Source organism: Mycobacterium sp. AZCC_0083 (assembly GCF_014202335.1).
In the GTDB taxonomy this organism is placed as follows: domain Bacteria; phylum Actinomycetota; class Actinomycetes; order Mycobacteriales; family Mycobacteriaceae; genus Mycobacterium.
Genome location: NZ_JACHGP010000008.1, coordinates 140,608 through 161,930 on the forward strand (window position 1 = coordinate 140,608; position 21,323 = coordinate 161,930).

The following is a 21,323-nucleotide window of genomic DNA, read 5'->3' on the forward strand; positions in this document are numbered from 1 at the left end:
ACTTCCCTCTAGCTCGTTCCATCTGCGCTCCGCCTTTAGCCGCGCGGCGACTTGTGACACGTGCAACCGATGCCACGGCATGTTCGCCGACCTTGGCGGCTAGCCCGACCGCGATCCAGATCGGTGCGTGTCGATCACACCACTACCTGGACGCATCTCGTTTGACCATTTCTTCGACGCCGCCCCCTTCTGCCCTGACTACTACGGCCGTCCCTGGAACTGCCGGGTCAAGAATCGCGCTATCGGGAGCGTGCATGTAATTCGGAACAGGAGCACCGAAATAATTCAATAGGGTGGGTGCAATGTCGAGTGTCGAAATTGTGGAACGGCAACTATTCTTTGCCGTGTTTATCGCGGGGTCGTGAACCAGCAGCAACCCGTACGGAGTGTGCCGTGCAGAACAGTCGATATTGTCCTGATGTTCGTAGAAACCCCAGCCAAGCGATTCAAATGTCACGGGTTCACTGCCGAATTCGGCTTTCAGGGCCCCCGTATGTCTTTCAAAGTACACGAACAAGTGGAAAGTCTCGCCCGAGCGGTCGTAGCTGAGTGGCGGAATCTCGCGTTGCTCCAGTGACATGGATCGGCCGTCATACGAGATGCTGCGGAGCTGCTCCTCAAATGCGTCGGCCCTAGCTGGATCAACGGCGACGCTCACACAAGGCACCATCCCATGTCCCACGGTCCACTCCGATCGGGAAAGCCCCATTCGGGTCATGAACTGATCGAGATCAACGATGGTCATGAAACCACTCGTCGCTTCAGATTTGTGTGCGGCTTGCCCCATGCTTCCGCAAACGAGCAGCATGTAGTCGTTTCTTTCCGCAAACGTCATGAGGCGTCCCAGCATTAAGTCGAGACAATCCATTGCATATCGGATCTCGTCCTTGTACAACCGACGCCATTCGTCGGGCATTACCGTTCCCCCGGGATCGTCGGGGTATGCCGCTGCCCAGTATCGGTGCATTGCCGCTGCAACATGATTTGTGTAGAGCGTCGCAAAATCAGGCTGGGTACGGTGCATTAGGTGCAGAAATAGATCGAGCGACAGCAGGGGCTGAATGGACCGCCTGCGACAGCGAAGGTGGCGATGAAAACGTTCCGCCACAAGCGCTTTGAACGTGGTTGTTACAGACGTTCTCGACACGCCGTGAGTTGCGTAGAACTTTAGGAATTCGACGGCTGACTTGAGCGGTAACCCTGTCTCGACATTTCGAGCCGACCTTCTCGTCATGAGCAGATTGAATTGCTGGAACGCGGCTAGGTCCGGCGGGTGCGCGAATGATTCGTTGGCGAAGAAGTCTGGGACGTAAAACGCATAGCCGTCGACATCGCTTGGAGTGCTGGAGCTGTGGAGCGAGCCCATTACGCCGACTTTGACTCCCTGTGAGGACAGCAACTGCCAGATCGGTGGGTAGTGCTCGTCGGCGAAGCTGAGCGACTGCCCCAGATGCAAAATTTGATGTTCCTCGTCGATCACCCCACGGTGCAGTGTCGGCCAGCTGATCCACGGATCCAATTCGACCTGATCCTCACAAACGGTGGACAGCTGCTTTGACGTAGCCATTAACTTCGCGAGGTAACTCTTTGGCCGCTCGTCGATGTAGTCGTCAAAGATTCTGAACGGTATTTCATTTGCCTCGAGCAATATGATCTTGCGCTTGCTAACCACGTCATCCACCCAGTCCCTGTCGGCGTACGCGAGACAACGGTATGGCCCCCCATCGCCTGAGGAAAAGAGTAGCTCACCTGGCCCTGTCGTGTCTCATGACCAGGCAAGTTATTAGTATTTGGGCGTTGCCAAAATCCGTCCTCGATGCAAAGAACCCTATTGACCAGCAGGTTCACCCCCTTCGGCTGAGTCCGTTGCTGGGGCCGGTGCCGTCCGAACCCCCGGGGGTCGTCAAGATCGCCGTCGCTGCGGGCTTAGCAAAGGTACTGTGTTGGCGTGCTGCGTTATGACATCGTCGGCTGCGGCGAAGTGGCGGCGCAGTATCACGCCCCTATTCTCAATAGCCTTCGGGCCGAGGGACTCCTGACGATCCGGGCGTGTATCGACACGTCGCTCGAAAGAGCCGCACTGATGGCGAAGCGTTTGCACGCTACGCCCGCAGCCAGTATCACCGAAGCTGGGGTTTCGGGCGCTGACGCGGCGCTGATAGCCACACCGCCCGAGTTCCACGCGGAACTCGCCCTCCCTTATCTATTGGCCGGCCGCAGCGTTCTCATCGAGAAGCCATTCGCCCCGACACTCGCAGACGCTGAGAAGTTGCTCGCCGCTGCCCGCACGGGGAACGCTCACGTGCTCGTTGGGCACCAGCGCCGCCTCTATCCGGCGATCCAGGTGGCCCGAGAGGTCGTGCGCTCAGGCGTCCTAGGCAACATTCGCGCGGCCGAGGCGCGCGAAGGCGGTCGGTGGGAGTGGCCCGCCGCCTCTGCGTACGTGTTGAAGAGCTCGATAGGTGGTGTGCTCTACGACACGGGCGCGCACGTCCTGGACACGCTGCTGTTTCTGCTCGGCCTGGACGACCCTGAAGCGGCCCCGACGGTGGCTGTCGAGTCGGTCGCGCGCGATCGCGACGCCGAACCGTCACATGACTTCCGCGCTCGCTTCCGGCTGTGCCTAGGGGGAAATGAGCTTTCCGTCGACTTCCGCGTGAGTCGCACACAGGCTCTCCCTCGGAGCGTCGTGCTGCACGGTGAGCGTGCATCGCTCGTTGTCGGCGGCGCTTTTGGCCAGCAGCCGACGGTCGTCGCAGGCAAGAGCGTGATGCGGCTCGACCTCCCGATTGACGTCCCCCGGCCCGCCGACGCAGCCGGGTGCTTCCGCTTGGAGCACGAAGCTCTGGCGAATCCCGCTCGTTATGCAGACGTCGGTGCTCTGCTTGAGGGCTCGCGGTTCGTCACGCTCACTCACCTGCTAGATACCCTGGCCGGCGCGTGATGTCGCCCATGTCATCGTCAACGGTCGTGCTCTTCGGGGCGACGAGCTACCTCGGGCAGTACGTGCTCGATGATCTGCTCGAACGTGGTTATCGAGTTCTTGCCGTGACGCGCAACCCAGCGGTGAGCGAGATCCTGCTTTACCCGTGGAAGGACCGGATTACGGTCATTGCGCCGGATCAGCTCGGTGCCGCCGGCGAAGCGGCAGCTGTCCTGAATCTCGCCTATATAAAGGTAGAGAAGCCCCATCGACTCATCCAGCAGAACGCGCTGCTCATGCAGCGCGTCCATGATGCGGCGGTGCGGCTCGGCGCTGCACGTCTGGTCCACGTGAGCACGCAGGCGGTGTTCGGCTACAAGTTCGAGGAGCCGCCGCGCCCGATGCGAGCAGTCCGCCGCGCTGGCGACGCCTACGTGGAATCCAAGGTGCATGCCGAGCTGTTGCTCGAGAAACTGCAGTCGGGCGCGCGACATCGGCTCGACATCGTCAGGCTCGGGAACATCGTCGGCGAAGGGTCACCCGGCTGGACGGCCAACCTCGCGCAGCGGCTCATCGACGGTCGTCCAGTCGGCATCGACGGTCGAGACGGGTATTCCAACGCCGCATTCGCGCCGAACATCGCATCCTATCTCGGCCACTTGGTGGACACGCCTACGTCATCGAGAGGGGAATTCGGCCAATACCATCACTTCGCTGACCTCAGCGCGCTGCGCTGGTCGGCTATCGTCGCACGATATGCCGACGCGGTGGGGGTAGCACCGGTACTGGCGGCGCCGATCGCGCCACCCGCACGCGCGACACTCCGCCCGGCACTCGCCCGAACGCTTGGGATGGTCTACAAGGGGCCGATCGGGCGCGTAACGAGGCGTTCGCTCGCGCGAGTCTCCGCGATCGACGCCGCGATCGACGCCGCGATATTCGAAACCAAGACGGCGCTCGGCGCGGGCCTCGCGGTAGACCCGTTCGAGGTGCCGCAGGACCGCGACCTGCTCGCCATTCTGTCGAGCGAGCACGAGTTCCGCCCTCACGTGGTTTCGGACTGGACGCGACCGGTCGCGAATGATGAGGCGCTCGACCGAATGGCACGGTGGATTGTCGAGGCGGGGTTCGCGATACCGTCCGTTAGTCCGCACTCCGCCCAGCCAGGGCGCGCAGCCGCGCCCTGAGCTCCTCGGGGAGCCGGTCATACGCTTCGTAAACTGGGGCCGCCAGTCTCGTGTACGTGAGTTCGCGGCGCGCGCGCCGAACAGCTGCGACAACTCGAGCGTCTCCGCGTGGCCCGACGTATGTGTCCAACCAGACGAGAAAGGTACCGCGCAGGCGCCGGCGATCGGCCCGGGACGTTCGCCCAATGCAGGAGGTGTCGTGCTGCCGGTAGCGGTACGTGGCGCGGGAAGAGATGTAGATGGGATACCGCAAGAAGATCTTCGCCAGGAAAGCCTGATCCTCGTAGAGTCCGCGGAAGGGCTCTACGAATCCGCCGGCCGCGTCGAAGGCGCTGCGCCGGACGAGCCCAGTGACACCGGCGCCTGCGCCGGAACCCAGCGGATACAGCGCCAATGCGGCCTCGGGCGGATCGAGGCGGCGCTCGGCCAACCCGCCAGTCAGCATGACGCGGTCCGCTTTGGTTGATGCCGGATCCCAGCTGTACCAATATTCGATGGCGCCCACGACCATAGCCACGTCCGGCATGTTCTCCAGCAGGTCGACTTGTTCTGCCAGCTTGTCCGGCATCCACACGTCGTCCGCGTCGAGAAAGGCGATGTAGGGCGCGGTGGCGTGGGCAACGCCGAGGTTGCGCGACGCGCTCATTCCGCGGTTGGCGTGTCCAGGATGGTCGACGAACCGGATCCTGTCGTCCTGGCCCGTGAGATCGCGAGCGATCAGTGTGCTTCGGTCGGTGGAGCCGTCGTCAACGAGGATCAGCTCCCAGTCCGCCAGCCGCTGGTCAACAACACTCTGCACTGCCTCTTCGAGGTAGCGCTCCTCATTGAGGAAGATCAGCACGACCGAGACGAGCGGCTTTGAACCAGTTTGCCGATGCGACATCCCGGGCCCTAGGTACCTCGGACTGAAGAGGGGATTGCGGGCTGAGCATGGCGTTGGCCCTGCTTCCTGCGGCGCCGCGATCGGGATTTTTCAGCGCGCGAAGAGGTCGCAGGCGAACTGTCCGCATCGCCGTAGTAGCTGTAGTTGTAAGACCCTTTTCCGTGCGCGGGTGTCATCGTGAATACGGCGCCGAGGATTGGGGCCCCGACATTTCTGAGGTTTCCAATGGCGTGTGCGAGCTGGTCGCGTTTGGTCCCGGCGAATCGAGCAATGACCAACACGCCGTCGGAAGCCGCCGCCAGGATCGCGGCATCCGTGACAGCCAGCAGCGGAGACGAATCCACGATGACGTAGTCGAAGCGCGCACGCATTTCGCTCATGACTTTCTTGGCTACCAACGACCCGAGTAGCTCGCTCGGGTTCGGCGGGACAGCTCCCGAGGTCAGGACGGTCAGCCCCGGGAAACGTGACTTCTGCAGCACGTCCTCAAGCGAGACCCGGCCGGCCAGCACTGTGCTCAATCCGACCTTCCCGACCAAGTCGAGGCGCTTGTCCAACTTGGGGCGTCGCATATCGCCATCGACCAGCACGACGTTGTGCTCGGCTTCGGCCAATGCCAACGCTAGGTTTATTGCTGTAGTGGTCTTGCCCTCGTTTGGAAGCGAACTAGTGACTACGAGCACGCGCGGCGGGTTATCGACCTCGAGGAATTGCAAGTTGGTCCGGAGCTCGCGAAACCCTTCGGCTATCGGTGAGTGATCGCTCGCGAAAGATATCGCTGTCTCATTCCGGCAGTCCTTGTCGAACGGTATGTTGCCCACGAGTCCGACATCCGCAATCTCTTCAAGAATTTGTCGGTTCTTGATGGTGTTGTCAAATCGATCGCGCAGAACCGCAAGCCCAATTCCGAGCAGCACGCCCAGTGCGGCCCCGATGGCAATGTTGCGAGTCGGCTTCGGAATTACCGGATCGGTGGGAATGGACGCGTGTTGCTCGACGACAACGCGAGCATCGGGCTTGGCGCCTACCTCCGGAGTCTCCAATTCGCCCACCATGACGACGAACTCGTCGGACAATGCGTCGGCAATGTCGCGTGCCCGGACGGCTGACTCGTCAAGGACCGTTACGTCGATCAAGACCGTATCGGGTGGCGCGCTAGCCTTGACCTTGGCCTGTAGCGTGGCTGGGGTCATATCCAGGTCGAGTTTGTCGATGGTGCGCCGAGCCAGGGTCTCTCCCATGATGAGCTTGGTGTATGAGATAACGCGCTGCTGGGAAAATAGCGTGCCCTGGTACATCTCGTTTGCGGAAGCGCTGGAATTCGTCGACACGAAGAGCCTTGTCGATGCCTGGTAGAGCGGCGTCGTCAGCAACGTGAACGCAACGGATCCCAGAACGGCGATGACGATGGTGACGCAGATGATGAGCCACCGAGAACGCAACAGTTGCACGAAGTCCTGAATATTCAATGCTGGCCCTTCATCGCTGATTGTCTTGACTCGTGCGCTTCGTCTGGCGACGTGGCGATCTGCCGAAGCATACAGTTCGTAATTACGTCACAGGCCCCAAACGGCAAGAGCCGCAGCAAACGTAATCAGCCTTCGCATGCCCTGCCTCCTGACTGTGTCCTACGGCCTCATCCGGAGCATTCGGGCACCGACACAATCGGAGTGACATCGTCCAGCAACGGCTGAATCGGAACGCGAGCTGCACCAGGAGACGTCGGCTCGGTGAGTAGGTACCGCAGCTCGAGGGTGCGCCCGCGCGGTATGGGCACCTGCACTTCGTAGATCGGGTGACCGCGTTCAGTGCCGGCGAAGAACGGCGCTCGCACGCCATTGATGATCAGGCTCGTCAGTTTCGCATTCTTCGTCGCGATGAGAGAAACCGAGGACACACTGGCGCCATTCGGCACTTGGACCGGAAGCCCAGGAAGGAGCCCCTGCGAACTGGCCACGTAATCTGGCAACGGCGTATCAGGAGCAGTATTCGTCAACCGAATGGTGACGGTCGACTTCCTCGTTTCGCCGTCGCAAGGATCGGCCGAGTACTCGATATGTCGCTTCAGATAGTAATCGAGCTTGTTTCCGCCGAGGTTGTTGATCACCACCGCGGCATATGGCCCTGGATCTTCCGGAACGACGTGTCCGAGTGGTGTCTCCTCGAGAAGCTGCTGTTCGGCCGGCGATGAACTCCACACCGCGATGCGGCCTTCGCTGGCTGCCTTGCCCAGGGCTTCGAGCAGCTGGCGCGGCGACTGCACCCGTCCGGTAATTTTCTTCACGACTTCGTTGGCGACGTCCTGGAGATACTGCTTGCGCGCGGTTTGGTCGGCGGGAAAACGGCTGTAGACGGTCGACTCCGTCAACTCGACGACGTTGTCCTTCGTCACCATCTCACCGTCTGGCATGGTTACGGGTCCAACCGCACCGAGGACATAACTCAGAGCGACCGGGTCGATCGCGATGACTCCGTCGACGTTCGCTCCCGATTGCTGCGCCCACAAGGACTTCCAGATTTCGGCCGTGTACGGAAAATGGGAACTTAGATTGCTATTCCGGAAATCGGTTGTGGGATTGGTGAATCCGTATTGAGAAGCATATTCCGGGCCGAGATCGATGGGGGCAAATACCTTGTTGAGTTCGGTGTTTGGTCCCAATGCCTCGACGCTGGGAGTGCCGTTGTCGAATCGAAGAATTCCAAATCCGCCTAGTAGTCCACCGGTGCCGCGGGCTTCAGCATTGGTTTGGAACCCCATGAAGTAGGTGCGGGGGCCGTCCGCGCCCATCATCGACGGGGCAATGCGTGCGGCCAGAGCCACGTTCTCGAGTAGTCCCGTTATGTCAGAAGTTTGGGCCTGAAGATCCGTGCGAGCGTTGCGGATGGTGGAGGAATAGTTCGGATCCGAAATCGTGCTGGCCTGAGCGTTGAGCTTGGTGGCAGCCGTCGATATCTCGCTGAGCTCGGGTGCAGCGTCTCGGAGCAGTTGCACATCCACATGGCCGCCGCCTTTGAGCAACCGGTCCGGGGAGATCGCTTCTCCGACTTGGACGGCCGGCTGCAAGACGTCGGCTACCAGACCCAGTACGACATCGGATATCTGTTGACCGGTCTCGAAGGGGCCGCCCAGCCACGGCACGACCGACGCGATGTTCCATGGCACTGAATGTGTCGCGTCCCGTGCTGTCTGGGCATGGGTATGCGCTTCGTCGACCCATTTCGCGGCGTCCTCGGTATTCCCCTTGAGGAGCGCTTCCTTCGCCATCTGGGCGTTGTTGCGCGCATCTTCGAGGTTCGACTTGGCTTGAAAGGCTTGAAAGGTCAGCCAACATCCGAACGCAATGACCACCAATAACAGGCCCAAAAGGGTAGCCCCACGCCAACTTCGAGGCCAGAGTCGCCGTCTTCTCTTCGCAGGATCGTCGCCGTCCGTTTGCGGAGGGCGGTCGTCTTCACTGTCCGATTGACGTCCAAACGGATGTCGTGAGAAAGTTCGCACTCAGGCCCCTATCCAAGACTCGACTGAGGTCGGAGCTTCGAGAGTCGAGCAACACAGGAGTTACCTCAGAACGACGCGTTGACGGCCCGATACCCAACGATTACGGGATAACGTGCGACGAGGCTAGCAACCTTGGCCGATTGATGCCGAAACCGTGCCGTAGGGCCCGACTCTCGCACTAACGCCCGCAACGCATACTTCGAAGTTGAGTCCTTGGAACCAACCGAAGAATGGCTGAATGAAGCTAGGAAGGAGAGTGAGTGGCTGGAAACTAAGGAACGTAGTACGAAGTGGCGGGTTCGGATTTTGAGGACCGATCAGGAACGAGCTCGTCGATGGCGTGGCGGGCCCGGGATCCGGGTTGTTACTGAACAGCCACCAGAAGTCCACCTGTGGCAAGTTGTCCAGCACTTGCGTCATCGGCGCGGCGGGCGGTGCCACAGCAGGCGCCGCTTCAGCGGTCGGCAGTGTCACTAGCGCGGTTGCGGCAGCGATGGCGCACGCCGCAGATCCGATTTGAAGCTTCTTAGCAAAGTTGGTCATGATCCCCCAGCCCTTCTTTCGCTTGAGCTTGTGCTAGCTTCGCAGACTTCGATATACCCTGTCAACCATTTGGTTCTCCCAATTTATACAGTTTCAGCAAAGTGTCGTCGGCAGCTGACTTCTTTTAATATCGTCCGCGTCAGCGAATAAATAGTCATTCGCGTCAGCAATCGACCGCCCCCGGCCCCGTAAGCGCGATGTGCGCAGGTGGCAGGCGTCGGCAGCGCCGCCAGCGACGACCTGATCGAGGGGATCCTGGGCGGCAACATCCAATTTCCGCGGGGGACGGCAGGACGACCTGCACTTCGCGATCTGCAAATACGACGTTCGACGAATTGGTGCTCGCCGTTGCCTCGGCTCCCGCCGGCACCGTGATCCGATCAACCCGGCGGTGACCCGCACCTTCACCGAGGCCTGATTGCCCGGGGCTCAGTGTCCACGTGCTGCACACTGATCTCGTGAGGGCCTGCAGGAAGTGGACGTTCGCATGTCTCGGCGCAGTGTTGATGGTGGTGTTGACTCACGTGGCAACGGCTTCGGCGGCTCCTCCGCCCGTCTCACCGCAGGCGCATGCCGCGGGTCTGGTCGATGTTTTGAGCGTGGTACCGAGCGCCTTCATCGACATGCGCTACGCCACGGCGAACAACTTCACCGGCCAGCAGCTGTATCCGGCCGACGCCCGATGTCTGGTTCACCAGGACCTCGCGCAGGGACTCGCCGTGGCAGCAGAGGTCCTCGGCAAGAGCGGTGAGGTGCTGGCCTTCTGGGACTGTTACCGCCCGCACGACGTTCAGGTGCGGATGTTCGCGGCGGTGCCCAACCCGAACTGGGTAGCCCGTCCGAGTGAATACGCACGCAGTCACGAGTCCGGCCGTTCGGTCGACGTGACGCTGGCCGATGGGCACTACGGATGGCGCGTCGACATGGGCACCGACTTCGACGACTTCTCACCGCGCAGCCACGCGAACGCCACCGAGGGCGTCACCGCGGCGCAGCAGGCCAACCGCGAGCGACTCCGGGCGGCGATGGTTGCCGGCGGTCTGACCGTCTATTCCGGCGAGTGGTGGCACTTCGACGGCCCCGGCGCGGACGTGCCACGGCCCATTCTCGACGTGCCCGTAAATTGATCTTTGCCACTCAATCGCACCATCTGAGCGAAACCAACTGACCTGACTGCGCTTTCGCTGCTCCGCACGTACAGCGCAGATGGGCTGATCACGGGCGTTTCGTGACTGGTAGCGAAAGTTGCTGTCCCGCAATCATCCCGGGGTGCAGGCAACTAAATTGTAAATTCCATATGTCACTTTTGCTGCTCAGGGCGCGATTCTTCGGTCGGCGCGTTTGCCGCCGATGTCTTAGTGTTTGCTGCGAAGGGCATTCACCGAAGCGTGCTCGTGCATTCACGACGTACCGGCCACCGAGTAATTGAATGACTCCCGTGACCGCCGCCGTGAAGACAGGCAATTCACAGGCGATATACAGCATTTGGAATTTCGAAGCCTAAGCGCGCATCGATGCGCCGATGGCAAACGTGTCGTTGTTGGGAGGCGGGATGTCGACCCAGTCCGTTCGGTGGATCGCCACCGCGCGCCTGCTTAGGAGGACCGGCTTCGGTACTACCGGGTCCCGAGTGGATGCCCTGCAAGGCCAAGACTTCGGGGCCTACCTCGACGGCGTGCTCGGCACGGATCCGGAGGCCGACCCAGGAGCACGAGCGACACCGATGCCGGACTATCCGGACGTGCCGAGGTATCCGGGCGAGCAGGCCGACGGTGCCGCCAAGAACGCCTGGAATCAGTTGGTCGATGGTCAGATGGCCGACCTGACCAGGTGGTGGCTGCGGCGCATGGTCGCGGTGCAGGAGCCGATTCACGAGAAGCTAACGCTGGTGTGGCACAACCACTTTGCCACCTCGGCTTTGAAGACCAGGTTCGCGTGCTACATGAGCGCACAGAACCGGACGCTGCGCAGCCTCAAGCTCGGCGACTTCCACACGTTGGCATACGCGATGCTCACCGATGCCGCGATGCTGTCCTGGCTGGACGGACACGCCAACGTCGCCGGGTCGCCCAACGAGAACCTGTCGCGGGAATTCATGGAGCTCTTCGCGTTGGGACATGGCAACGGGTACACCGAGGCGGATGTGCGCGAAGGTGCCCGCGCGCTGACTGGTTGGACGGACGACTATCGCGGAGGCACCCGGCTGCGCGCCGAGAAGCACGACGTCGGGATCAAGACGGTGCTCGGCGCCACCGGGCCGCTCGATGCCGCCGGGTTCTGCGACGCGGTGCTGAACCATCCCAACTCTGCGCGGTACGTCGCGAGCAGGCTGTGGCGTCAACTCGCCTCCGACGCACCGCCCAGCGAGGAGACACTCACTCGTCTGGTCACCGCCTACGGGAACGGCCGTGACCTCAAGGCGTTGACGAAGGCGATCCTGACCGACCCGGCATTCGCGTCGGGCAGCGCCATCACGATGCCTGCGGAGTGGCTCATCGGCGTCATGCGCACTCTGAGAGTCCCCGTCGACTCGCCCGAGACGGCGTACGCGATCGACGGGGCACTGACCGGCCTCGGGCAGAAGCCGTTCTATCCGCCCGACGTGGCAGGCTGGCCGCAGGGCCGGGTCTGGGTCTCGACGGCGAGCACCGCCGCACAGGTCTGGGCCGCAGGCGAACTCGCCAAGCGCGGCGACCTGTCCGTCATCGAGCACGCCGCGCCTGGCGACCGGGTGGACGCCGCCGGGTATCTGATCGGTGTCGGCGCGTGGTCCGATCGCTCGGCGTCGGCCCTGCGGGCATTCACCAAGAATCCGCTGCAGCTGTTCACCGCAGCGGTCAACACCCCCGAATATCTCACTGCGTGACGAGGTGCCGAAATGGTTGAAGTGAATCGCCGCCGATTTCTGCTTGCAAGCGCAGGCGTGGGTGTCGGTGCGGCCGGATTGTTGACCGGCGTCGTGGGGTGCGGCACGTCCGATCTGCCGCGGCCCGGGGAAGCACGCACACTGGGCGACAACGACGGCGTCCTGGTGATCGTCACGTTGTATGGCGGCAACGACGGCCTGAGCACCGTAATTCCCTACGCGGACACCGCCTATCAGGATGCCCGCCCGGATCTGGCGTACGCGCCGTCCGAAGTGCTTCCGCTCGATGCGCAGCTGGGGCTCAACCCGGCCATGTCGGGTCTGTCGCAGTTGTGGTCGGAGCACCAGCTCGCCATCGTCCGTGGCGTGAGCTATCCGAAGCCCGACCGAAGCCACTTCCGCTCGATGGACATCTGGCAGACCGCGTCGCCGAAGGAACCGGTCAGCACGGGCTGGATCGGTAGGTGGCTCGATGCCACCGGCGACGACCCGATGCGCGCCATCAACATTGGCGCCGTGTTGCCCCTCATGGCGGTCGGCGAGAAGCAGGCGGCGTCGGCGCTAGCCGGTGACTCCAGCCCGATCTCCACCGAGGTCAGCGAATCCCTTACTGCCCTTGGCGCCGCCGACCCCCACGATACGCCTGCGATGTCGGCGGTGTGCTCGGCCTACCGGTCGACCCGCGCGTTCGGCGCCGCGGTCAGCCCCGTGCTAGGCACCGCAGCCCCCACCGTGTCGATCGACCCGCTTGCCGGTGGACTCACCTTCACCGCCGCGGCGACCAACGCGCCAAATCCGTTGAGCGACAGACTCAACGTGGTGAGCAAGTGCATCAAGGCGGGTCTTCCGACCAGGGTCTACATGGTTGCCCTCGGCGGATTCGACACCCACGCCGACGAACGTCCCACCCAACAGCACCTCCTCGAAGTACTCGATCGCGGGCTGACGCCGTTCCTTCGGGACATGAGCACCGACCGGCACGGCAAGAACGTCGTCGTGATGGTGTACTCCGAATTCGGGCGACGAGTGGGGGCCAACGCATCGCACGGCACCGATCACGGAACTGCGGGGCCGGTGTTCGTCGCGGGAGTGCCGGTGAAGGGCGGGTTCTACGGCGAGGAGCCCAGCCTGACCGACCTCGATGACGGTGATCTCAAGGGCAGCATCGACTTTCGCGACATCTACCACGAAGTCCTTTCCAAGACCGTCGGCGCCGATCCCGAGCCCGCCGTCGGAACTGGTCGCACCGACATCGGGTTCCTGTGACCGTTCGCGATCACGGCAACGAGTACTGACGCACCCAGTCGACGAGCTGACGGCCGCCCGCGGCGATGTCGCCGCCGAAGTCGTCCACCTGAAGGCAGAGGTGCAGTGACCGAGGCGGGAAGGTGGCGGTGTTGGCGGTGGTCCACCACCGCACGCCGTCGAGGTACATGGTGACGTCGCGAGGCGTCCACTCCACTGCCCATGCGTGCCACTGGGAGGCGTCGATCGCGACGCTGCTTCCATCCCTGCGGTCGTCCGGACCGTAGTGCAGCCAGCCCTCCACGACTTGTCTGCTTGGGTCGATCGCTTCCATGAAGTCGATCTCCCCGCCGACGGGCCAGTCTTCGGCGTCTGGCCATAGCAGCGCCACCGAGTGATATCCCGGTGCCGAAGGGGGCGACTTCACACACACCTCCCATCGGCCGAACTTCTGCCCCGAGTCCCAGCCCATGCCACCGGAGCGTCCACCCCCATCCCCCGTGATGGTCAGCACGCCACCGGCCGCGGAGATCGCGTGTGGGGTGCGCCGTCCATTGCCGGCGTGGCCGGGTCCGTCGTATACGTGCCAGCCGCCCAGAGACGAGTCGTCGAAGTCATCCTGGCGGTTCGGGGTTCCCCAGTCATGCTGGGCGGCCGCGGTGTTCGGACACGGCCCGGAATTGCTCGGGGGAGCGGCGTTCACCGCAGGCCCTGGTGCGCAACTCGTGACCACCAGTGTTGTGACGACGGCAAGCAGTCGGGTGTTCTTTCGGTACCGCCACCCGCGGCTCATGTCCACTGTTGTCGCCAACCCTTCGCCGCGTAGGTGCAGACAGCCTACGTGGAGCGCGAGAGTCTGCCCGTTGAGCGATGACCAGTGTGAGCCACGTCGACGACATGAACTGCAACCGTGGCGAATCCCGTCGTTGTTGCGAAATAGCGTCGTGGTGGACGGGCGCAACAATGGCTTGTACAGAGCATTCACTACTGACGGTTGAGTAAGAAATGTCGAGACGTTGCGCCGCGAGAGGTACGCCCTTCGTGCCATTGCAGGAGCGGGACAAGGGCGTTGCCTCGCGGACCAGAGACCGCCATGGGCCGCGACCGACCGGAGGTCTCGCACGGAACCCTGTTCCCTTGCTGTGAGTGCACGTGGTCACCAAATGGGTCACCAGCAAACGCGTCGTCGACCTGTGGAGGCGAGAAGGCGCCCGACTTGACGGATCGGCTGTCCACGAGGATGTTTCGGCTGGCTATCGAATGCAGCTGAGCAGTGCAGATCCCCCGCGAACGGCCGCGGGTGGAGGTGTGGCGAACACAACACTTTTGGTCGTAGCGCGGGTCCCTGGCCAAGTTGCAGGCCCCCCATGGGTATGCCAGGGTGAGATAACCGTGAAACTTCTTGGAGTTCGCCAACGATTTGCTGGATTCTAAGCATCCGAGCGGTGGGGCCGGGGGCAGCGCCGGGGCGACGAGGGCGCGGCGCAGCGTCCGTGCGGGGGTCCAAGCCAGTTGGTAGTGGTTGCAATGTGAGCAACCGACTTTGGGCTCCGTGACACCACCTGGTTTCCGTTGTTGGTGGCATCGAGTTCTTGAATAACTTAATGACAGAAAGGCCGTGTTCGTGGCCAAGTTAGCGACCATTTGGGATGGACTACCTCGCGATACCGAGCGACCGAGGGTAACGGTCGTCATTCCCGCTCTCAATGAAGAGAAGAACCTTCCTCACGTAGCAGCCGTAATGCCAAGCGACATAGACGAAGTCGTGTTCGTGAACGGCAATTCGATCGACAACACCGCCGAGGTGGCACGCCAGCTGTGGCCGGATGGCGTGCACGTGACGCAGACGCGCAAGGGCAAGGGCAATGCGCTGGCGTGCGGGTTCGAGGCCGCGACCGGCGACATCATCGTGATGATCGACGCCGACGGCAGTACCGACCCGATGGAGATTCCGAGGTACGTCGGCGCGCTCATCTCGGGCGCCGACTTCGCCAAGGGTTCACGTTTCATCCAGGGCGGCGGCAGCGCCGACATTACCAAGTTCCGTCGGCTCGGCAACTGGGGTCTCAACGCGATGGTCAACATGCTGTTCTCCACCAACTACACCGACCTCTGCTACGGCTACAACGCGTTCTGGCGGCAGTCGCTCGACGTAATGCGGCTCCCCGCAACCGATCACCCCGCTCCGCAATGGGGAGACGGGTTCGAGATCGAAACCATGATCAACGTGCGGGTCGCCGCGAGCAGGCTCAAGATCGCCGAAGTATGCAGCTATGAAGCACGCCGGATCCATGGCGTAAGCAACCTCAACGCGGTCAAGGACGGCACTCGGGTGCTGCGGACCATCCGCAGAGAGTTCTTCCTCGCCAGGAGGTCCAGCACGGCCGTGCGTCGCAACGTCCGTTCGGCGGGCGATGCCGCGCGTCTGAAAACCGAGCAAGCGTCCTAGGGTCGCCGTGAACGACACTGGGCGACAGACCAAGTCGCCTGACGACGGCTGCTCAAAGGAGGATTCGTGACTGGAAGTGGTGCTGACGACGAAACGGACGTCGACATCTCGGTGGTGCTGGCGTGCTATGCGGAGCATCGACTGCCGAGCATCCGGGCCGCCCTCGTGTCGTTGCGCAAGCAGAGTCTCGAACCCGCCAAGGTCATCGTGGCGGTGGACAACAACGCACGGCTAGCAGGCCTGTTATCCGATGAGTTCGGTTGGATCGAGGTGGTGCGCAACGACAATGGGCGTGGCGCATCGGCGACGCGCAACTGTGGTGTGAGCGCGGTACAGACGGAGTTCACCGCATTCCTCGACGACGACGAGACTGCCGACCCGGAGTGGCTGCGGACTCTCACTCGGCCGTTCGTGTATCCGAGCGTCGTCGGAACCGGCGGCAAGTACGAGCCGTCCTGGCGTACCTCGAAGCCCGGTTGGTTCCCCGACGAGTTCGCCTGGGTGGTCGGCGGCTCCTATCAGGGCCTGCCCACGGTGACCGCGCCGATCCGCAATGTCTGGTCGGGCAACATGGCAGTGCGTACCAACGAGTTTCGCGCAGTCGGCGGGTTCCGAACCGACTTCGGCAAGCGCGGCTCGATTCCGCAGCCGGAGGACACCGATCTGTGCATCAGGATGGCCGCCGCCAGCGGTGGCCACTGGATGTACGTCCCCGACGCGGTGATCCATCACGACGTGCCTGCCGACCGGGCATCGCTGGGGTTCTTCGTGCGCCGGTGTTATGCCGAGGGTGCTGGCAAGGCCGCCATGCAACGCCATCTCGCCGACGGATCGGCGGTATCGACCGAACATGACTACGTCAGAACCGTGTTCGTCGAGGCGTTGCGGCGGTCCGCCGGTAGACAGCCGTCCACCCGCAGGCAGGGCGCGGTGATGTTGGCCGGCCTGGCCAGCGCCGGGGTCGGCTACGCGCGCGGGCGGGTGGCTTCGGTGTCCACGGGGAGCGCCGCAGCCTAATGTTGCGAACCAAGTCGACGCTGCAGCCGCAGCCCGCGCGCTTCGGCGCCGCGCGGCTGTACCGCGATGCCGGCTCGATGGCGTCGTCGTCGGTGGCGAACGCCGTTCTCGGAATGGCGTTCTGGGCGATCGCCGCCAAGATGTTTCCGCCAGAGAAACTCGGTGTGATGACCGCCGTGCTCGCGGTCATCGTGTCCGTCGGCGTCGTGGTGGCCGCGGGTGTCGGCGACGCCTACACCGCCCTATTGCCGGCTGCGGGCCCGGACCGCCCTGCCCTGTACCGGCGCGGCCAGCGGCTGTTCTTCGGGCTGGCGTTGGTGATCGGCATCGGGGCTGCGCTCGCAACCACGACCTGGCTCCGGGAAGTGCGGGGATCCATCGTGATCGCCGTGCTGGTGGTGGTGGGAATTCTGGCGTGGTCGGCACTGACACTGCAGAACTCGACTCTCGTCGCGTTGGGCCGGGCACGGTGGCTGCCTGCGGCGAACGTCGCCGTGAGCCTCGGCAAGATCGCGCTCCTGCCGCTGCTGGCCATCGCCCACGTATGGCACGCGGTCGAGTTTTCGTTCGTGCTGGCCGCGATCCTGATGGTGGCCATTCTCCGCCCGACGATCGTGCGCGTGATCGACTCCGGCGACGACCTGCCCGATGTGTCCACCGCCGGCGCGATCAGCACCCGTACCTTCGACCGCTTCGTCGCGCAGACAACGGTGTCGTCGGCGTTGAGCATGGGCCTGGTCAACGTGACACCGTTCGTCGTGACGGTCTTCTCCGGTCCGAAGGAGGGGGCACTGTTCGCGCTGTCCCTGTCCATCGTGCAGGCGTTGGACTTCATGGGTGCCGCCCTCGTGGTGTCCCTTGTCGTGCATGCCTCGAGCACGCCCGCGGAAGCGGGGGCGATGGCACGGGCAATCCTCATCAGGGTGCTGGTGCTGGCGGTGACCGGCGGGCTGGCACTGTCGCTGGTGGCCCCCACCGCGCTGCGGTGGCTGAATCCGCACTATGGCTCGATGAATGCGACGGCCGTAATCGCCGTCCTTTCAGTGGGCACCGTGTTCCGGTGCACCTACATGGTGTGGGCAGGGTTGCAACGTTCCCGGCGAAACATGAAGATGCCGTTGCTGTTCAACTTCTTCTGCGCGGTTCTACTGCTCAGCATCATGCCTGCGCTGACCTCCGACCACGGCGCGCTCGGTGGTGCAATCGCGCTCTTGCTGTCGCAACTGGCCGTCATCACCGCGATCTGCGGTCACGTGCTCTTCACGCGTCGACGCGGACGGCGCGCCTCCGTGTCCGACACGGCGAACCAGGAGGCGACATGACCAGTGTTCTCGAACCGATCACTTCCATCGATTCCGAGCAGGGGCTCTGGAGGGGCGCCACCTGGGTGGGCCAGATCAACGAGGCCGACCTCGGCGATCGCTGGCTGCACCTAGTCGACGGAGAGCAGTTCTCCCGCGCTCGGTTGTTGATCTGGACCAAGGGATGCCCGCGCGGCTTCGTCGAGATGCCGGTGACCAACGCGACGATCGACGGCGACGAGGTGTTGGCTCGCGTCGGCGCACTGCCGCCGGTTGCCGCCAGCGCACCTCTCACCGCGTTCCCGCCGATCTCGGTCGTGGTGTGCACGCGGGACCGGCCCGACCATCTGCGAGCCGTTCTCGGAGCGCTCAGTCGGTTGGACTATCCCGACTTCGAGCTCATCGTGGTCGACAACAATCCGGCCAGCGGGCTGACTCCCCCCGTCGTCGAGTCCTTCTCCGACATGCCAGTTCGGGTGATCGAAGCGCCGGGGAAGGGGCTGTCCATCGCCCGAAACGCCGCACTGAGGAGTCCCGGTCACGACATCGTCGCGTTCACCGATGACGACGTTCTGGTCGACCGATCCTGGTTGACCAACCTGGCCGCCAGGTTCGTCGAAGACGATCGGGTGGCCTGCGTCTGCGGGATGGTCCCCAGCGCAGAGCTATTGACTCCAGCACAGTCCTACTTCGATCGTAGGGTCGGATGGGCCCGCCGGTGCGACGCCGCGGTGTACGCCCTGGCAGATCCTCCGGAGGACGACTGCCTGTTCCCCTTGCGTGTCGCGCAGTTCGGCACCGGCGCCAACTTCGCGGTCCGCCGTGACGCGGTCACCGAGCTCGGCGGCTTCGACGAGGGCCTTGGCATCGGGTCGCCGACCGGCGGAGGCGAAGACATCGACCTGTTCGTCCGGGTGCTGCTGGCGGGTCACAAGCTGGTCCGGGAACCGTCGGCGGTGGTGTGGCACCGGCATCGGCGCACCGCCGAAGAACTCGAGACGCAGATTCACAACTACGGATTGGGGCTGGGCGGCTGGATCGCCAAGCTGCTGACACATCGCCAAACCGTTGGGATGGTGCTGCGCCGGGTCGGCCCGGGCATCCAGCACCTGCGAGGCATCACCGCGGTCGACCAGTCCGACGTCCTCGACACCGAACCGAGCCTCGACGGACTGGACCGGCGTGAGCTCGCGGGAGTTCTGCGGGGACCGTTGGCGCTGGTGCAAGCGCGTGCAGCTGGGCGCAATGCGAATCCGCTCCGTTCGTGGAAGTCCTTCCGGGCACTGGACTTTCGCCGCAGTCAGATGTGGGGTGATCCTGGCAACGTGATCATTGCCGGCCGACTGGCACTGTTGGCGGCAGTTCTCGGCGCGGTTGGGTCGATCGGTGCCATCCGTACGCTGCCCACTGCGGTACTGATCCTAGTGGTCGCCGCGTTCATGCTGGCTGGACCCGGGAGTCTGCTGCTTTCCTGGTACCCTCATCTCCCGACTTACGCGGTGCTGCCGCTCATTCCGGTGGTCGGCCTTGCCGCGTGTGTGGTCACTGTCACCGGGCTGCTGATGGTCAACGTCTATCACCCAATCGGGGTGCTGCTCGGCCTGACGCTGGCCACCACGGCAGGTGGTCTGGCACGGTGTGCGTATTTGGCCCAACGGCGAGCGGTCGCCGTGCCATGACCGCAACGTCCGCCGTCGAACACACCTCGGCCGCACCCGCCAGCCACACGGCCGAGCCGCGCATCCGCGGTCGAGGCTGGCTGCCGTGGGCGATACTGACACTGGCGCTGGTCCTGTTCGTCATCGGCGAGCGCACCATTCCGACTGCCGTCCCCTCCCAGTGGGGCCTGCTCGCGGTTGCTTCACCGGCCTACGGGGCCTCGATCCTCCTGGCCGCCTTGGGTTTTGCCGTGGCAGTCCGACGGGCGAACGCACCAGCGATGGTGGTGGCGATCGTGGTGACGATCATCGTGCAACGGCTGCCGAGGGCCGTCGCGACCGACATGCCGATGTATGCGTGGACGTACAAACACCTCGGCGTAGTGGACTACATCCAGCACGCCCACACCTTGGCCCGCGATGTCGACATCTACAACGGGTGGCCTGGCCTGTTCGCGCTCACGGCCTGGTTCTCCGACCTGACCGGGGCGCCCGTCACCGCGATCGCGCACTGGTTCACGCCGGTGTTCCACGTCGTCTTCGCCCTGCTCGTCTTCGGGGTGGCTCGATGCTGGGGCCTGCGCCCGATGATCGCGTTGACCGCGACATTCCTAGTGTCGACCCTGAATTGGGTCGAACAGGACTACTTCTCGCCGCAAGCGACCGTCATGTTGCTGGTCGCGGGTGTCCTGATGCTGGTGGGGCTTTCGCGTGACCGACCCGTCGGCACGCTGCTGATCATCTTGCTGTTCGGCGCCGCGACCGTCACCCATCAGCTCACCCCGTACTGGACGCTCATGGTCATCGGGCTTCTGGTGATCACGCGGCGAATGAAGCCGTGGTGGATCGTGATTCCCTTGGCCGCGATGCTCGGTGCGTATCTGCTCTACAACTGGGACCAGGCGTCGCAGTACACGCTGTTCTCGTCAGACGTCCTCGACAACGCCAAGACCAACATCCCGACCGTCGGTGTCCTCGGCCAGAGGGTGACGAGCGCGGGTGTGCGCGGGTTGTCGGCGGCCATGTGGATCGTCACGGCGATCGTGCTGCTCGTTCGGTGGCGTCGCAAGCAGGCGTTCTTGGCGGCAGGAATTCTGGCGCTCAGCCCGATGCTGATCCTCGGCGGCCAGAATTACGGCGGGGAGGCGGTGTTCAGGGTCTTCCTGTACTCGTTGATCGGCTGCTGTCTCGTCCTGGCGCCGGTGCTGGTTGGTGTTCTGCAGGGCGGGATAAGGCGTTACGCCGCGGGTCTTGCCGCCCTCGGCATCGCAACCGCGCTGTCCGCGCAGGGCTACACCGGATCCTGGTATGCCAACGTGATGCCCAAGTCGCAGGTCGAGACGGCGCGCGTGGTTCTCGGTCAAGCCGAGCTACCTGCGTACCTGACCGCGGTTGCGCCGGTGTGGCCGGAACGCAGTTCGTGGCGTTACGTCGACTACGCGCGGTTCGACGCGCACTTCGACGGTCTGATGATCAACGCCGCGAACCTCGCCGGACGACACTTCATCTCGCAGACTGACTACGAGGAGTTCGTCTACGCGCTGAACAGTCGCCCTGATGCGTCCACCTATCTCATCATCACCGACCAGATGCGGGTCTACTCCTGGTATTTCGGCATCCTCCCGTGGGACGCGCTGCCGAATCTCAAGGAATGGCTCAAGCGCGACACCGAACGCTGGCAGCCCTTCTTCGACGGTGAGGGCATCACCGTGTTCGTGCACAAGGTCGACACGGACAAGCTCGGCAAGTGAC

General features: G+C 63.4%; 15 protein-coding genes. 10 read left to right on the forward strand and 5 right to left on the reverse strand.

Going from position 1 to position 21,323, the window contains the following annotated elements:
* Positions 1-142: 142 nt before the first annotated feature.
* Positions 143-1,681, reverse strand: a complete 1,539-nt coding sequence (locus HNP02_RS20710) for a hypothetical protein (protein WP_184442011.1) — start codon at positions 1,679-1,681, stop codon at positions 143-145.
* 267 nt (positions 1,682-1,948) lie between these two features.
* Between HNP02_RS20710 and HNP02_RS20715 the strand changes: the two genes are divergently transcribed.
* Together HNP02_RS20715 and HNP02_RS20720 are read left to right on the forward strand one after the other, a co-directional pair.
* Positions 1,949-2,944 (forward strand): Gfo/Idh/MocA family protein, encoded by a 996-nt coding sequence (locus tag HNP02_RS20715; protein WP_184442013.1) that lies wholly within the window; start codon positions 1,949-1,951, stop codon positions 2,942-2,944.
* An 8-nt stretch (positions 2,945-2,952) separates the two neighbouring features.
* Positions 2,953-4,110, forward strand: coding sequence for an NAD(P)-dependent oxidoreductase (locus HNP02_RS20720; RefSeq protein ID WP_184442015.1), 1,158 nt, complete (start codon positions 2,953-2,955; stop codon positions 4,108-4,110).
* Here HNP02_RS20720 and HNP02_RS20725 read toward each other — a convergent pair.
* The 3 genes from HNP02_RS20725 to HNP02_RS20735 all read right to left on the reverse strand — a co-directional run bounded on the left by HNP02_RS20725 (position 4,067) and on the right by HNP02_RS20735 (position 8,342).
* Positions 4,067-4,951, reverse strand: coding sequence for a glycosyltransferase family A protein (locus HNP02_RS20725; RefSeq protein WP_184442017.1), 885 nt, complete (start codon positions 4,949-4,951; stop codon positions 4,067-4,069). The two genes, HNP02_RS20720 and HNP02_RS20725, sit on opposite strands and share 44 nt — an antisense overlap.
* A 50-nt stretch (positions 4,952-5,001) precedes the next feature.
* Positions 5,002-6,462, reverse strand: coding sequence for a polysaccharide biosynthesis tyrosine autokinase (locus HNP02_RS20730; RefSeq protein ID WP_184442019.1), 1,461 nt, complete (start codon positions 6,460-6,462; stop codon positions 5,002-5,004).
* A gap of 167 nt (positions 6,463-6,629) precedes the next feature.
* Entirely contained in the window at positions 6,630-8,342 is a 1,713-nt protein-coding gene (locus HNP02_RS20735; RefSeq protein WP_309241643.1) for a DUF4012 domain-containing protein, read from the reverse strand.
* A 1,199-nt stretch (positions 8,343-9,541) separates the two neighbouring features.
* Here HNP02_RS20735 and HNP02_RS20740 point away from each other — a divergent pair.
* The 3 genes from HNP02_RS20740 to HNP02_RS20750 all read left to right on the forward strand — a co-directional run bounded on the left by HNP02_RS20740 (position 9,542) and on the right by HNP02_RS20750 (position 13,167).
* Positions 9,542-10,162, forward strand: coding sequence for a M15 family metallopeptidase (locus HNP02_RS20740; protein WP_184442556.1), 621 nt, complete (start codon positions 9,542-9,544; stop codon positions 10,160-10,162).
* A 425-nt stretch (positions 10,163-10,587) separates the two neighbouring features.
* A complete protein-coding gene (locus tag HNP02_RS20745; protein ID WP_184442023.1) occupies positions 10,588-11,901 on the forward strand; it encodes a DUF1800 family protein in 1,314 nt (437 codons plus the stop codon).
* A gap of 12 nt (positions 11,902-11,913) precedes the next feature.
* On the forward strand, positions 11,914-13,167 hold the full coding sequence (locus tag HNP02_RS20750) for a DUF1501 domain-containing protein (RefSeq protein ID WP_184442025.1): 1,254 nt from the start codon (positions 11,914-11,916) through the stop codon (positions 13,165-13,167).
* A gap of 10 nt (positions 13,168-13,177) precedes the next feature.
* Here the strand turns inward: HNP02_RS20750 and HNP02_RS20755 are convergent, their stop codons facing one another.
* Positions 13,178-13,939 (reverse strand): glycoside hydrolase family 16 protein, encoded by a 762-nt coding sequence (locus HNP02_RS20755; protein WP_184442027.1) that lies wholly within the window; start codon positions 13,937-13,939, stop codon positions 13,178-13,180.
* An 831-nt stretch (positions 13,940-14,770) separates the two neighbouring features.
* On the opposite strand from HNP02_RS20755, the gene HNP02_RS20760 reads away from it, so the two are divergent.
* From HNP02_RS20760 to HNP02_RS20780, 5 genes are all read left to right on the forward strand, one after another.
* Entirely contained in the window at positions 14,771-15,595 is an 825-nt protein-coding gene (locus tag HNP02_RS20760; RefSeq protein ID WP_184442028.1) for a glycosyltransferase family 2 protein, read from the forward strand.
* A 66-nt stretch (positions 15,596-15,661) separates the two neighbouring features.
* On the forward strand, positions 15,662-16,612 hold the full coding sequence (locus tag HNP02_RS20765; protein ID WP_184442030.1) for a glycosyltransferase: 951 nt from the start codon (positions 15,662-15,664) through the stop codon (positions 16,610-16,612).
* The gene (locus HNP02_RS20770) at positions 16,612-17,934 is read left to right on the forward strand and encodes a lipopolysaccharide biosynthesis protein (protein ID WP_184442032.1); all 1,323 of its coding nucleotides are present in this window, start codon (positions 16,612-16,614) and stop codon (positions 17,932-17,934) included. Before HNP02_RS20765 ends, HNP02_RS20770 begins: the two co-directional genes overlap by 1 nt.
* The gene (locus HNP02_RS20775; RefSeq protein ID WP_184442034.1) at positions 17,931-19,592 is read left to right on the forward strand and encodes a glycosyltransferase family 2 protein; all 1,662 of its coding nucleotides are present in this window, start codon (positions 17,931-17,933) and stop codon (positions 19,590-19,592) included. The genes HNP02_RS20770 and HNP02_RS20775 overlap by 4 nt, the downstream gene beginning before the upstream one ends.
* On the forward strand, positions 19,589-21,322 hold the full coding sequence (locus tag HNP02_RS20780; protein ID WP_184442036.1) for a hypothetical protein: 1,734 nt from the start codon (positions 19,589-19,591) through the stop codon (positions 21,320-21,322). The genes HNP02_RS20775 and HNP02_RS20780 overlap by 4 nt, the downstream gene beginning before the upstream one ends.
* Position 21,323: the final 1 nt, after the last annotated feature.